Genomic DNA, 14,667 nt, shown 5'->3' with positions numbered 1-14,667 from the left:
CCTGTGAAGTTTGGCGGCAAGATTCGATGGACAGCAGGAATCCGCATTGAACAGAAACAATCTAAACTTCAAAACCCTCGCCCTCACTCTCGGCGACATCAACGGCATTGGACCCGAGGTTGTTCTCAAAGCTTTGACGCAATGGTTGCCTTCAGCAACCGTTCGCGTTGCCATTGTCGCGCCGGTAGCGGCCGTTCAGTTCTGGCAAAAGAAGTTAAGAATCGAACAAAACTTTTCTATCATTCGAAATTTCGCAGAGTGGCCGGCTGATGAACAAGTTGCCCTGATGCAAACCGATTGTGGCGATGCGGCAATTGAAATTGGAAAATGGACAGTCGCCTCCGGAAGCGTTGCCGCACAGGCGCTGCTTCATGCCACGGCTTGGGCAAAAATTGGATTGATCGATGCCATCGTCACCGGGCCAATAGCGAAGGTCGCGCTGGCGGCGGCGGGTTACAACTATCCCGGCCAAACCGAATTTATCGCGGAGCGCCAGGGCGTAAAACACTTTGCCATGATGTTGATCGCTGGCAGCTTTCGCGTTGCGCTGGTCACGACGCATTTGCCATTGCGCAACGTTGCGGCGGCAATCACGCAGGAAAAGATTATCGATAAACTGCGTGTGCTGCACCGTGAATTGCGCAGTCGTTTTAACATTCTCGCGCCTAAAATTGCTGTCACCGGCTTGAATCCGCATGCCGGTGAGTCCGGTATGTTGGGCAAGGAAGAAGAAGAAATCATTAAACCGGCGTTGGCGCAGGCTCAACGCGAGGGCATTGCTGCAAGCGGCCCGTTTTCGGCAGATGCGCTTTTTGGAAGATATGCAAATCGCGCCGGCGATGAAAAATTATCGTTTGATGCCTTTCTAACGATGTATCACGATCAAGGCCTGATTCCTCTCAAGATGGCTGGCTTTGGCCGGGCAGTGAATTACACGGCCGGGCTGCCGATCGTGCGTACTTCGCCGGATCATGGCACGGCTTTCGACATCGCCGGCAAAGGCATTGCGAATCCCACGAGTATGATCGAGGCAATACAGCTTGCGGTGGACATCATCACAAAGAACGACGGAGATCGCGCCGTATAGCCTGGTGGCGGAGTTTTACGATCATCTCATGCGCCACGTGAATTATGAGCGCTGGGCAAGCTATGTCATGTCGCTGTTCCCGCTGGCAGATGATCGGCAAACTCGCGCAACCGCCGCGCGGGCCAGAGTCACGCGGGTTTTGGAGTTGGCGTGCGGCACGGGTCAAATGCTTGTTGAGCTTGCAAAAGCGGGATTCACAGTTTTCGGCAGTGATCGCTCGGCGGCCATGTTGCGCGTGGCCCGGCAGCGGCTCATGCGCGAGGGCCGGCATGCCAACTTGTGGTGTGGAGACATGCGTGAGGTTGCCGCAGTCGCTCAAGTCGATGCCGCGATTTGTCTGTACGACAGCATCAATTACTGCTTGACGCCGGAAGATTTGCAGCGGGTGTTTAAAAGTGTGGCGCAGCTCGTGCGCGGCGGCGGCTTGTTCATTTTTGATATTTGTACGCAACACAATTGCAGCAGAAATTTCCGCAATTATATCGAGCGTGATGCCACCTCAGACTTTTCCTACACGCGCCATGCTTATTACAAAGCCTACAAAAAATTGCAATTCAATGATTTTAAGATTATTGATGAAACGAATCGTGAGCAGGAATATTGCGAGCGGCATGTTCAGCGCGTTTATTCGATTCGCGAAATGGGTGAGCAATTTATGGCTAGCGGCCTCTGGCAGGAAGTCGGCCGTTTTAGCGGGATGTCGCGTCGTCCCGGGCAGGAGCGGGCGGAGCGTGTGCATTTCGTGCTGAAGCGAAATGCGGATATTGATCAAAGCAATTCTTCATTATGAATCTCGTTCGGCTGTCAAATGTTGCGCTCAAATATCCCGGCGGGGATGGCTTGCAGTCCGTGAATTTGATCGTGCGCAAAGGCGAGTTTGTTTTTCTCGTGGGCCCGACCGGGGCCGGAAAAAGCACCGTGCTCAAGATGATTTATATGGCCGAGAAGCCCTCGGAGGGCACGGTGGTGGTCGGGCGTTTCAATTCAAAGACGGTGACGGCAAAACAAATTCCATTGTTACGCCGGCAGCTTGGCATCGTCTTTCAGGATTTCCGTTTGTTGGAAGATCGCAACGTTTATGACAATGTTGCCTTCGTGTTGATTGTTACGGGCAGCAAACAAAAAGACATCAAACGCAGCGTGCTGCGTGTGCTTGCCCAGGTGGGGTTGAGCCACAAGCGTTACAGCATGCCGCACGAGTTGTCCGGCGGCGAGCAGCAACGCGTGGCGATTGCGCGCGCATTGGTCAACAACCCGTTTATGATATTGGCGGATGAGCCGACCGGCAACCTCGATCCGGCGACCAGCGCCGGCATCATGGAGCTGTTGGACAAAATCAATGCGCGCGGCACCGCAATTTTGATGGCAACGCATACGTATTCTCTCGTGGAAGGCGTGAACCGGCGCGTCGTGCGCATCGAGGGAGGAGTGACGACATCTTGAGCTGGTGGTACTGCCTCAAAGAGGCATTTGACGGATTAACGCGCGCGAAACTGGCAGCGCTCATCGCAGCCCTCACGATGGCAGGCGCACTCGTTCTCATGGGATTGTTTGCGCTGGCCACGCACAATTTCGTCGAGATCGCCGGCTCTCTGCGCAGCCGTATCGAATTGGAAATTTTTGTTGATAATGCGCGCGACGAGTCCGGCATCCAAAAATTGCGCCGGCAAATCGAGGCAGTTCCGGGCGTGGCCAAGGTCAAATATGTTTCGCGGCAAGAAGCTACGGAAATTTTCCGCAAGGAATTCGGCGACGGGTTCATCGACCTGCTCGCGTCGAATCCTCTGCCGCCTTCGTTCCAAGTTGCGCTGCAAAAATCGCATCAACACAGCCTCGCAGCGCAGCAACTGGCCAGCCGCTTGCGCGCGCTCGACGGCGTTGATGAAGTCGTTTACCGCCGCGATTTTGTGCAACAGGTGGAACGCTACATCGATTTTGCGATGCTTGCGGGCCTCATCATCGGGCTGGTGGTTTGTCTGGGCTCGTTTTTCGTGGTGATCAATCACGTGCGGCTGGTGGCGTATGCCAAGCGCCGCACCATTGAAACGATGCAGCTTGTTGGTGCAACCCGCTTTTTCGTCACTACGCCGCTGCTGCTGCAAGGCCTGTTTCAAGGCATTGCCGGCAGCGCTTTGGCATGGGCTTTTTTCTATCTACTGCAAAAATTTTTGCTTTCGTCCTACCCTGAAATCATTCGCTTCCCCTCCTACTTCATGCCTGCGCTTGCCGGGTTTGGCATTCTGCTCGGCCTTGTGGCTGCTTATCTCGGCGTAAAAAGATACATCAAATAGGCAGGCGGTTCCGACCACAGGCTCGGGTATCTTGTTTTATTGGGACTTCATAAATTTTTACACCGAATTTCAGACAAGCTGAAAATCGAAGCTCTTCGAGCAGCTTTGAAAACTTCGCCTACAGAAGTAGAGCTGCGACAGAAAGAATAAAGCCTTTTCGGTGGGATTTCATTTCAGCGGACGAAACACTTTCAGAATTTTATTCTAACTTTGAGCGCCTTATGGCCTGCCCCGATTTGCAAGCAAGCGGCAAATCAAAGCTTCTGCGAAACAGCAAAAAATATTCGGCGAAACTCGGCGTCTTCGGTGATCATCGGTGACAAAGCTTTTCTGCCGAAATGCGCCAAAGTCATCGAACATCGCCCCCAAAAAATGGCAAGATGATTTATCGACAGAATTATTTCATATCGTTCTGCCATAAACTTTCAGAAATCTGTTCTGATCTTGAAAAGCTAATCGTATAGCGAGGGCAAAAACAGGATGGATTAATCAAATGATTTTCTACTCACCTCGTTGTCAATCCAGAGTTGGGCGGCGTTTTTATTTGAGAGTCAATGTGCCTCAAAAGCGCAATTCCATCCCGGTGAAAAAGACGGTTTTGCGGTAAAACACGCTTCGAATCGGGGATTCATTGTCGTGATAGGAGATGCGAGCGAGCAGCGTGAGTTCATTCGAAAGGTCGCGTGAGACATCCAAAATCAGATTGTTGCTTTGTTCGCGCTCGGCATCGAACTCCGGAGGCACGATGGGCGGAGTGGATTCTGCATAGCTTTTGGTTTGCACCATGGCCGCGGCGCGAATCAGCCAGCGCCTGGCCGGACTCCAGGCCGCGAGCGCCTGCAGCCGGAGACGATCATAATCATACCCCAGACTGTTGGAGCGATTGAATTGCGCCTCGACGCTGGCCCGCAGCAGCCATTTGCGGCTCATCGTGAATGTGAGGCGCAAGGCGCTGAAATTCTCCTGTTGCGCATAAGGCGCGCGCTGTACCAGCGTTGAGTTGACGTGCAAATACGCAAAACGTAGATAGTCGAGCCGGCGCCGCTGCGCCGTGAGTTCCAGAACAGTGCTGTGCGCGAGGCGGTGGCGCAAAGATAGAAACGCGCCCCAAAAGGTATAGTCAAACAGCGAATCTGAAGCGGCATAATCAAGTTGCCCGTTTTCCACGCCAGCTTCAAGCGCGGCGCGCTCGGACAGGGCGGTGGTGGCGCCCAGAATGCCGCCGGAGGCGCCATAATCTGTGGTATTATTCAAATAATTCTTGAGAGTCACTTCGCCCTGCACGAAGAAACGCAGCCAGTCATTGGCGCGCAATGTAATCCCGCCTTTAAGATCATTCAGCAATTTATGCTCGTCATTGTGCGCGTGATACAAGAGCAGCGCACCGGAATAATCGAACAGCAGCCGCACATTTTTGCTCACCCGTTCGGCTTTGCTTTGCAACAAGAGGCGGCCAACCGGCGCGGAAACCGGCGCGACGCTGGATTCATAAATATTGCTGTCGTTTTCAAAACCGGCTTGTAAGCGATAATCGAGCTGCCAGGGTTTTTGCGCAAACGAGGTCGAAGGGGAAAGGAACAGAAGGACGGGGAGTGCAGGTCGAAGAATGTGCAATGCGAAAGCGGAAAAAAACCGCGGGAGTTGATAACGAAAATCGTGCATTGGATCTTTTATTTTCGCACAGAGATCATCATGCCATTTGCTGCGGGCACTTTGCGGAAATCGGGTTTAGGCCTGCTGATTTACATGATCGCCACGAATTTTAGAGACGCTTGCAGAGAAAATACTTTAAACCTGGGAAAAACGCAATTCTTCAGATTATTTTAAAAAGAAAAAATGGGAGGACAAATACTAAAATCTTTCGCCTGATTAACTTCGTTCGACTTGACTTTCTAGCATTTGAAAGTGCCAACAGATCAATTACCAAGAGAGCAGCGGAAATCCGCGTTTATCCATGCCGAAATAAAAAATTCGGGCAAGACAATTTTTTGCAATTGTTCTGCCCGAAGCATACAGAGTTTTAGTCGGCAAGATGGCTGGCGAGATGAATCACTCTTTCAATGCGAGCGGGTACGACCGAGCTGTTCGAACGCCTCGGCGCGCCGCTTCAAGCTATCCACCTGGGCCTGGCGCTGTTCCAACAGCAGCCGCAAGCGTTCCTGCCACTTGCGCAAGTCCTGGCTGGAGAGATCGGAAATTTTTGCCGGCAGGTTAAATGCAACGATCGCGCCGCCCGTCGATGCAGCCGAGAAAACTTCTGCGCTGCGCGTCACACCTTCGGTGACGCTGAGATTATCTGTTTGCGCCGGTCCGAAACTCGCCGTGCTTTGGGAATTGCTGCTGCGCACGCCCTCATTCAGCGGTTCCAGCAATGCAATTTCCGAGGCGAATTCATTCACACGCCGCCGCATCGTCTCTTCTTCCCGAACGTCTTGAAGCCGTTGATCGAGGCGTTTGACTTCGCGCGCCAGGCGATCGGCTTGATCACGCAGAAAATCGGCTTTGCGTTTGAGCGCCGCTTCATCGTCGTTCGGCTCAGCGCGAACTTCGTAAATAATAATCGCCGGGGGCGGTTCCGCCAAAATTTGCTGGCAGAACGATTGCCATTGCCGGTACGTTTTAATTTCGCGCGTCACGCGCTCGCGTTCTGCGGTGTCGCCTGATTTTTTTGCCTGCTTGCCTAATTCAGCGAGACGCGACATCTCATCGTTCAAATTTTTGAGCAATAACTCAGCTTTTTGCCGCACCAAACGATCCAGATTCTGCTCCCGAGCTTGCACAAGCTGAAGCGAATCGGCAATCCGTTGCGAACGTGCCAGCGCCGCCTCCAGGTTGCGCGCCTCGAATGGCGAGGTTTGGCGCTGCTTCAGTGCGCCAATCGCACGCGCCAAACTATCAGCCTGCCTCGACATAACCTTCTGTTTGGTTTGAACTTCAAGCAAGCTTTGAAGCAGTGAATCTATTTTCACTTTTTGGTCTTGTATGTGGGGAGCTTGCGCCAAAACGGCACTGCTCAACAAACTCACCCACAGTATTCCCAAAAATCTGTAAGCTATTCTGATCATCGCAGTTCCACAAAATAGTTGGTGATGACTATGTGCCGTAAATACCATTACAAACTCCATTCCACGCATCACCGTTCGCGGGCTGCCGACTTCCGCACCCACTTGAAAAGTAGGTATATGCAATTATTAAAGCAAGGGTTCTATTGTGAAGACAAGACAATTCGAGGGATTCCGTGAAACTGCAGGTTGCTGACAAAAACCTCTCCGTTATGACTGTCAATAAAAACCAAGAAATCGAAGCGCTGCTGCAATCGCATCAAACCCGCATTCGCGTCGTGGGTTGCGGCGGCGGCGGCAACAACACCGTGACACGATTGATGGAAGTCGGCGTGACGGGAGTCGACACGCTCGTGATCAACACGGACGCACAAGATTTGTTGAGCGCGAAGGCTGATGACAAGATTCTCATTGGCCGCGTGCTGACCAAGGGGCTCGGCGGCGGCAGCAACCCGCAAATTGGCGAAGAATCCGCGCGCGAGAATCGGAAGGAAATCGAAGAAGCGTTGCAGGGCGCAGATATGGTGTTCGTCACCTGTGGTCTCGGCGGCGGCACCGGCACCGGCTCAGCCCCGATCGTGGCAGAAGCCGCAAAACGCATGGGCGCATTGACTATTGCGGTGGTGACCCTGCCGTTTTGGGAAGAGGGCGTGATGCGCTGGGAGAATGCGCGCCTTGGCCTGGAAAAGCTGCGCGCAAATGCCGACACCATCATTATCATTCAAAATGACAAGCTCTATGAGATTGCGCCGGATTTGCCGCTCGGGCAGGCCTTCAAAGTCGCCGATGAAGTTTTGGTGAATGCCGTGAAAGGCATCATCGACCTGGTGACGACCAAGGGCATGGTCAATCTTGATTTTGCCGATATCCGCGCGATTATGCAAAATGGCGGAACGGCCATGATCGGCCTCGGCGAGAGCGAAGGCCCCGACCGCGCGCAACGCGCCATCGAAATGGCCCTGCAGAATCCCTTGCTCAATATCGACATCACCGGAGCGCGCAATGCGTTGATCAACATCACCGGCGGTTTGGAAATGTCGCTGAAGGATACGCGCACGATAATGAAAATCGTGGCCGAAAAACTTGATTCCACCGCCAAGATTATTTGGGGCGCGCGCATCGATCCGGATATGGGAAATTCCGTCCGCGCCATGGTTATCGTAACGAATTTCCAAGAAGGCAAAAATTTGATGCTCGGCGCTGATCGCACGCTGCAATTGCAAAAAGAATCTGCAGCAGCAGCTAAAATCGCCGCGCCGGCCATCGTCGGAAAATCGGAGAACGCGAGTCACGACGCGAACACATATTTGGCGGCAACAAAGCTGACGCAACCGGCGCAGGAAAAAATGAAACCTGCGCCTTCGCGGCCGGCCAAAAAAGCCGCGCCAAGCTTTGGCAAATCTTCCCGCCCGCTGCACGTTTCGCTGGATATGACCCCACTCGATGAAGACGAGTTGAACACTAATCATATCCGGCGAGCGCCGGTTCAACCGGCGATGCCACAAGAAGTTCGTCCGCCAGCGGCACAGACAAATTCCACTGGCAATACCGTTTCTCCGACTCCAGCCAACACCCCACGATTTCCGGAGCCTTCAAAGCCAGCGGCAAAACCGGTGCAGCCGCAAGAATCAAAGGCTTCTTTGGGAAAGCCACCCAAAAGCGAAACAAAAATTGAATTCACTCCGCCAGCTCCGGCAAAAGCGCCCGCGCCGTCTGAGCCAAAATCGGCGACTGCCGGCCCGCCGCCCGCCGTGGCTTTCAACTCACGGCCGATCGCAGGTTTGTTATCGAAGCAAAAATCCTTCAAAGAAAAAAATCTGGTTAATTTGCAGACGTTGCAGGAAGCGGTTGTTTATCTGATGGCAAACCCGCAAGATGGGGAAACCTGGCAGAATATCAAGCTGTCAATGGAGGGCATCAATCGCTCGGCGCAGATGCTGGAGTTTCATAAAATCGCCGAATATGCCGGCACGCTGGAAGAGGTTGCCGAACGCGTGTTGCAGGGCATTTTCAAAGTCACGCCAGAAATCATCGAAGTGTTTACACGCGCCGCCGCCGTGCTCGACGGCATGATCTACAACGATGCCCCGGCTCTGCAAGTGGCGCAACAGCATCAAACCAAGTTGCAACAACTCGCGAATGAATATCGCGAGGCGAAACCGCGAGAGACGCCCGCGGCGAGCACATCCAAGTCGGCGCTGCCGGCCGCAGAAAATTCCATGCGAACGGCGATAAATAATAGGGCAGGATCTCAACCGCAGCCTGCCGGGGCGGCAACAGAGGAGGGCACACAACCGGCAAGCCGTCGGGCGAGAACTGACGATGAGGTGATGGCCTATCTCAAGGGCCGGTTTGCCGCCCATCGCGAAACGCCGTAGATACAGTTTGAGCATCTCACGGCTTGTATTAACTGAAACGCAAAACGCCCCTCGTTCAAGTTCCAACGAGGGGCGTTTTAATTTTGAGAAAATTTTCCCGGGCGGCAATCAAAATCGTGCGGAGGGGGAGCAATTCCCCAAAAGTAGGTGTTTCAAAATATCCCTTCATCGAGCCACAAAATTATATCACCACTTCGTGGTTTCATGAAGAAAAAACGCCAAATGACTATAATCATGTCATCCCTTCGGGATTTTCCGAACCGAAAATCCCGAAGGGTGACATATTTACTGCACCAACTTCTGGGAATTGCACCCCGGTAGATCAACTTTGTTTTAGCGCACCAGCACAAACTTCTTCACTGCCACTTGATTGCCGGCTTGCAGCTTGTAAAAATAGACGCCGGCAGGCACGGCGCGGCCAAAACGATCAACGCCATCCCAGGAAACTTGCTGGCGGCCGGCATTGCTGCGAAGTTGCGCAAGGCCGGTGAAACGCATCACTTCCTGGCCCATCAAATTATAAATCAACAATTGCGCGCCCTCGCGTGCTGCGCCGGTGCTGAATGACAACCGAATCGCTTCGCGTTGCGGCGCAAATGGATTGGGATAGGCGTCATACAATCCGAACGTCATCGGCGTGTCGCCGCCATGGCCGGCAACGGCGCTCGGCACACTTTGTTCGAGAGCCGTAACCGTCACCGGCGTTTCCTGCCAATTTTTGAATTGCTCGCCGGTGGCCGCTTCATTGGTGATGTCACTCAAATGGAAGGTCGTGAAATCAAAACTGAATTGGCCTTGAATGCGCTGTCCCGTGACCTGCAAACCAAAGTCGCCGAAGGATTTTTGATCGCCGGTATCATTGGCATCCACGGCGCTGTCATCTTTGTAATATAAACTGCGCGCATTGCCGATTTGAGGCACGGTGACCAGCACGAGCAGGGCCATGGGATTGCTGCCGGGCGCTTGTTGCGACGCCATGAACCAATTGACGCGATTGTCGACAACGCCGGTGGCAATGCTGTTATCGGCGACACCATCGATCGTAACGCCGCCGGCGTTTTGCGCATTGAAAAATTTGCGCGTCATTCCGGCAGCGTTTTCATTCAGATCGAGCGACTGGCGGATAAAGTTGATGCCGTACAGCGTCGCATCCGCGCTGTCGATGCGGGCGTTCTTGAAAATAATGCTGGACGAATAGGGGAAATACTGCATTTCAAACGAAAACGTTTGATTCAAGAATAAAACCGAAAGCGTATCCGTCAGAGAGCGATATCCCCGCACCGGGCCTGTTGCAAAGCGCAAACTCTCAAACTTCAGATTGGCTTGTTCATTAACGCTGTAGGGCAAAAGGCCGGCAGCCACGCCATTGACACGCACTTTCAAACGATCGATCAAATTCGGCGAAAAGGCGCCATTGCCCTGCTTGACGGCGGTGAAGTTGGGCAAGCCATTCGTGGCGTGCGAGACTTTGTAGCTCGCGCCAAAGACGGTATCCGTGCCGGCGTTTTGTGAAGCGCCGCGATCATAACTCATATAGCCTGGCACCGTGGGCTGATTCGTGACGTTGCGATAAAGATAAACCCACGCTTTTTGCCCGGGGGTCAGCGGATCCTCGACTTCAAGCTCGAAACGCGAGGCCTGGCGTGCGCCAGCATCATTCAACCATTTGTCGGCGGGTGCGCGGTCGCCGGCGTCACCGGGCATGAATACGACTTCATCATTGGCGTCGATGGGTCCGGTTTCATTGCCGAAGAAGCTGCCGCTGGCGTCGACTTTGTCGATTTGAAAGGGAATCGCAATCCATTGATCGCCCGCGGCGTTGTAGCGATAGGCCGTGAGCGAGTCGATCTGCAAGCCTAACAAAAGGGGCGTATTGACGGCGTCAAACACGATGGGGTCGAATTGGCGGGTCAACGATTTTTGTTGCGCAGCCAGGGGCAACGCCGCACAACACAACGCGAGCACAACGGACGTTACGGCGACTCCAACCTTAGAGCGAATACTCATGAGAAAACCTCTCCTACATGAAATGAATGTTTGGGGTCTGGCAGGGCGAAAGGCGATGCGCTCAAAAGCGACAGGCAGCGCATCTGATTTATTCCGCCGCGAGACCGATGAAAAAAACGCGCGTTCGTGCTCCCCAAATCCATTTTTCAGAGAACATTCTCCCACCTCTGAACCCTATACTTCCGCTTGCTACCCGGCAAAGGCTGCGCGTCCGTGATGGATAAACCAACTTCAACCAAGACTCCTTTTCCCTCATGATCTTCACAAGCTCGACTTAAACAAAGCCCGCGCCACCCGTCTCACGTTTTGCCTGTTTTTGCCCTGCTGCGAGCTTATTTGCGGCAACAATCATGACGCAACGGTGGTGGCTTCGATGGCTGGCGGCGAATCGTGGCTCATGCTGCCCGCGCCATTGTGCGCCGGAGCGTTCGCTCGCACGCGCTGCAGCAACTCCCGCGCTCCGGCGTGCCGGGCGTCTTCCGCTAAACATCGTTGCACCGCCTTGAGGGCGCGATCAGGCCAGCCGCTGTCGTAATAATATTGCGCAACCTTGAAATAAGCCTGCGGCAAATCGACTTTTGTAATCAACTCGTGCAATACTTTTTTGGCATCAAGCTTGACGCATTTGGCAATTTTCTTGTCGTGCTCGATGAAGAAAGCCAGCAGCAAGGTATTGTCGGAATGGCTGCGCATGAATTCTAACACCAGCGCAAGGCCTTTCTCGAACACCTCGTCGATGAGCTGCAAGTTCGTTTGCAGAGCCTGAAAATGCGCTTCCCAGTTTTCTTTGTTGTGCGCATAATGTTCGAGAATGTAGCGCAACTCGCGCACCACCATGATTTTGTGAAAGAGCAGGCCAACATGGTCGATGAAGGCCGTGTCAGCATAACCCGGCACCAGTTTGTGCCCGCTGTTTTTGGAATTTGCTTCATCCGGCCGGCGAAAAACCAGGTGATGATCTTCTTTCACACGGTAAAGCGTGTCGCTGATCTCCTTCAACACCTCGAACGAGGGGGCGCGCTGTTTTCTGACGCGGGCCTGCCGCATTTCCTGGTAGGCATGACAGGCCTGCAAATAGCCCTGAATCATGTTACGCACCTTCCAATCCTTAACGCCGGAGAGGTAATTCCGGTGCGTCTTGACTTTTGCCATGAGAATCCTCTGCACAATACTCACTTTCCTTGATTCGGGAGCGGAAGCCCCGGAGGGAATTGCGGCTGAATCCTTTGGAAAAATCAAAAAGCTTCAGTCGCTTGCGAACAAAGCATTGAAAAAAAACTTGTACGTTGTGCGTGTTTGCGCACGAAATTGCGGCCGAAAGCCAAACAGAATCACGCGGCCCTTGCCGAGCGGCGCTTCCACCAGCGCGGCGCGCTCACGCAAATAGTCTTCACCGTGCAGCCATCCCGAAAGCAAAAGATTGCGCGGCGGATAAGTCAAAACCGATTCGCTCTCATGCACGCGAAACGCCGGACTATTCGTAAAAAAAATGACTTCCTCGCGTTGCGCGCCATAAGCCAGTGGATGATTCGGATTGGCAAGCACCCGCAGCAGCGAACCGGGCGCATTGAATGTGCTGCGCTCGATGCCGGCTGTAACATCCGTTGCTTGCAGCCAAAAATGTTGCAGCAGAAGCTCGCACGCGGCGTTGAAGGCGATCAACGTGCCGCCACTTTCGACAAACTGCCGCAGGTTGCGCAGGCCGATTTCTCCCAAACCGCCAGCATACTCTGCCGGCATTTCTTCTGCGCTGTGGCCGTTCATGATACTGCTCGCGGTTTGGTCGGGCAAGATAATGACCTCGAATGAATTTCGCAAGTCTTGCGCGCGAATGTCGGCATTCCAGAGATTTTTGTATGCGAAGCCGTTCTCCTCCAAGACCCAGCGTGTCCAGCCCTCATCCATGTTGGCTATCCAGCTTTTGTAAAGTCCGATTTTGGCTTGCTTTACGGAGATTCGTTCGACTTTCAGATCTGGCGGCAGACTCCAAAATTCAACAAAAATGGGGGTGACGTGTTCACGCGCATCAAAATTATTTTTCCCCAGCAATTCTTTTATCGTTTTAATATGCCCACGGCCCTCAACGAGAAAAGTGCCAGCCGGCCAGACTACATCGGAGGCAAGAAAATCTTGGGGCGCGGTGAACACCGGAATATCTTTGCGCAATAAGGCGTTCACAGCACGAAAGGAAGCTGTGTTGCGGCGATCGAGCGCAACCACATTCGAATTGGCGCTTCCCGTCAAACGGGATTTCATTTCCACGTTTTCAAGCAAGCGCAGATCATCTGCCGGCAACTGTTCTGCAGCAAAAACCTCAACGCCGAGATAAAGCGGCAACGTGTGCGCCGTCATGTCGTAAGGCGTGCGCGACCGGCCGTCACTCGCCAACACGTGCGGGTATTCCTGCGCTTCCAGCAAGGCTTTGGCAAAATTGCCATAAGGTTGATCGAGCCGGACGACATAATCGCCTGCCAGAAACGGCGCGCCCTGCACGCGAAATTTTTTTTCTGCACGATGTATTTCCACCATGCCGGTTTGCAAAATGTTGAGCAAATCGAGCAAACCTTGCGGATCGCGCTGCTGCGCCGGAATCACGTAGGCAATCGGCTTGCGGTTGGAATCGCAAGTGCGGCGCTGTACCTCGAACAGACTGCGCAGCCAGAATTCCCGATGCCGCGCAGCATGCTGCAAAATCGTTTTGGCCGCGGCAAAATCATAGTCAACGATATCGCGCAACGTCCATAATCCACCCGGCCAGGGTGCGGGAAAATTCCATGAGACTTTGCGCGCATCGTAGCCCAGCCCGCTGCCCAGCGTTTCCGGAGCAACCATCACCGGGGTTGCAAGATGCGCGCTGGCTGCTTCCGTGAGAAAACGCAAACCGCCGTGATAATGCGGATACGCACGCGCCGGCGTCCAGGCGTCAAAAATCGCATTGCTGACCACGCCGGTTTTACCTTGCGCCGTCAGCACGCCTTGCACGTGGGTGCCGAGCATGTTCAGCAACGACACGATGATGGGATCGACATTCGGCTCGACCGGATCAATATAAGGCGGCACGAATAAGCGCGCGCCTTTGCGCCCCATCTGGTGCATATCAATCGTAATATGCGGATGCCAAACATTGTGCAGCTTTTCGACCGTGAGTCGCGTTTCCCTTTGAGTAAACATGAACCAGTCACGATTGTTGTCGTGGCCCACATATTTGTGATACAGCCACGGCATGTCCGCCTGCTCGAACGCGGTGCCAAGATTTTTGCGGTACCAATCCACCACCAGCAACTGGCCGTCGGGATTGTGGCAGGGCATTAACAACGTGATCACGTTGTGCAAAATCTCTTGCGCGTCAGGCGATTCATTCGTGATCAAATCAAACGCCAACTCAGGCGCCATTTGAGTTGCGCCCACTTCAGTGGCGTGAATGCTGCAATTGATCAAAACCACGCTGCGCGCCGCAGCCAGAAGTGCCGGCAACTCGGTTTCTCGAATTCTGCGCGGATCGGCCAGCCCGCCTTGCAGCGTTTGCCATTTGGCAAGTTGTTTGAGATTATCCGCCGAGCTGATGAGGGCTACAATCAAATCATTGCCTTCAGTGGTTTTACCCAAATTTTGCAACTGCAAACGCCCGGAGGCGGCGTCTAACACTTTGAAGTAGTCGACGATCTGATGATAATCCGCAAGTTTCTTATCCGAGCCTAAGCGAAAACCGAAGAAGGATTCGGGTGTGGGAACGTTGTTGTTCGCGTGCGGCGAATCTGCGAACGCCGGCAGCCAGAGCAAAAGAACAAGCGCGCTCGTGTTATAAAAAATGCCTCGTAATGTTTTATTGAAAAACACTGCGT

The 14,667-nt window shown here is 53.5% G+C and carries 10 protein-coding genes; 5 read left to right on the top strand and 5 right to left on the bottom strand.

Going from position 1 to position 14,667, the window contains the following annotated elements:
* Nucleotides 1-10 precede the first annotated feature (10 nt).
* The 4 genes from pdxA to FBQ85_01900 are packed head-to-tail and all read left to right on the top strand — an operon-like array spanning nucleotide 11 to nucleotide 3,378.
* Nucleotides 11-1,087 (top strand): 4-hydroxythreonine-4-phosphate dehydrogenase PdxA, encoded by a 1,077-nt coding sequence (pdxA, locus tag FBQ85_01915; GenBank protein ID MDL1873920.1) that lies wholly within the window; start codon nucleotides 11-13, stop codon nucleotides 1,085-1,087.
* Nucleotides 1,041-1,877: a class I SAM-dependent methyltransferase gene (locus FBQ85_01910; protein MDL1873919.1), complete on the top strand. Its 837-nt coding sequence runs from the start codon at nucleotides 1,041-1,043 to the stop codon at nucleotides 1,875-1,877. The genes pdxA and FBQ85_01910 overlap by 47 nt, the downstream gene beginning before the upstream one ends.
* Nucleotides 1,874-2,530, top strand: coding sequence for a cell division ATP-binding protein FtsE (gene ftsE / locus FBQ85_01905; protein MDL1873918.1), 657 nt, complete (start codon nucleotides 1,874-1,876; stop codon nucleotides 2,528-2,530). Before FBQ85_01910 ends, ftsE begins: the two co-directional genes overlap by 4 nt.
* A complete protein-coding gene (locus FBQ85_01900) occupies nucleotides 2,527-3,378 on the top strand; it encodes an ABC transporter permease (GenBank protein ID MDL1873917.1) in 852 nt (283 codons plus the stop codon). The genes ftsE and FBQ85_01900 overlap by 4 nt, the downstream gene beginning before the upstream one ends.
* Before the next feature lie 561 nt (nucleotides 3,379-3,939).
* Here the strand turns inward: FBQ85_01900 and FBQ85_01895 are convergent.
* Complete coding sequence (locus tag FBQ85_01895) at nucleotides 3,940-5,040, bottom strand: hypothetical protein (protein ID MDL1873916.1); 1,101 nt, start codon at nucleotides 5,038-5,040, stop codon at nucleotides 3,940-3,942.
* Nucleotides 5,041-5,435: 395 nt separating this feature from the next.
* Nucleotides 5,436-6,290, bottom strand: coding sequence for a hypothetical protein (locus tag FBQ85_01890; GenBank protein MDL1873915.1), 855 nt, complete (start codon nucleotides 6,288-6,290; stop codon nucleotides 5,436-5,438).
* Nucleotides 6,291-6,652: 362 nt separating this feature from the next.
* Here FBQ85_01890 and ftsZ point away from each other — a divergent pair, with 362 nt between their 5' ends.
* Nucleotides 6,653-8,818, top strand: coding sequence for a cell division protein FtsZ (gene ftsZ, locus FBQ85_01885; GenBank protein MDL1873914.1), 2,166 nt, complete (start codon nucleotides 6,653-6,655; stop codon nucleotides 8,816-8,818).
* A 333-nt stretch (nucleotides 8,819-9,151) separates the two neighbouring features.
* Here the strand turns inward: ftsZ and FBQ85_01880 are convergent, their stop codons facing one another.
* The 3 genes from FBQ85_01880 to FBQ85_01870 all read right to left on the bottom strand — a co-directional run bounded on the left by FBQ85_01880 (nucleotide 9,152) and on the right by FBQ85_01870 (nucleotide 14,662).
* The gene (locus FBQ85_01880; protein ID MDL1873913.1) at nucleotides 9,152-10,825 is read right to left on the bottom strand and encodes a T9SS type A sorting domain-containing protein; all 1,674 of its coding nucleotides are present in this window, start codon (nucleotides 10,823-10,825) and stop codon (nucleotides 9,152-9,154) included.
* Nucleotides 10,826-11,173: 348 nt separating this feature from the next.
* Nucleotides 11,174-11,977 carry a hypothetical protein gene (locus tag FBQ85_01875; protein ID MDL1873912.1) on the bottom strand — a complete coding sequence of 268 codons (804 nt, stop codon included), beginning with the start codon at nucleotides 11,975-11,977 and terminating at the stop codon, nucleotides 11,174-11,176.
* A gap of 93 nt (nucleotides 11,978-12,070) precedes the next feature.
* Complete coding sequence (locus FBQ85_01870; GenBank protein ID MDL1873911.1) at nucleotides 12,071-14,662, bottom strand: hypothetical protein; 2,592 nt, start codon at nucleotides 14,660-14,662, stop codon at nucleotides 12,071-12,073.
* Nucleotides 14,663-14,667 lie beyond the last annotated feature (5 nt).

It is taken from the genome of Cytophagia bacterium CHB2 (assembly GCA_030263535.1).
Lineage (GTDB): Bacteria > Zhuqueibacterota > Zhuqueibacteria > Zhuqueibacterales > Zhuqueibacteraceae > Coneutiohabitans.
Note: the sequence above shows the minus strand (reverse complement) of the source record. Positions and strands in the feature narration are given on the sequence as shown.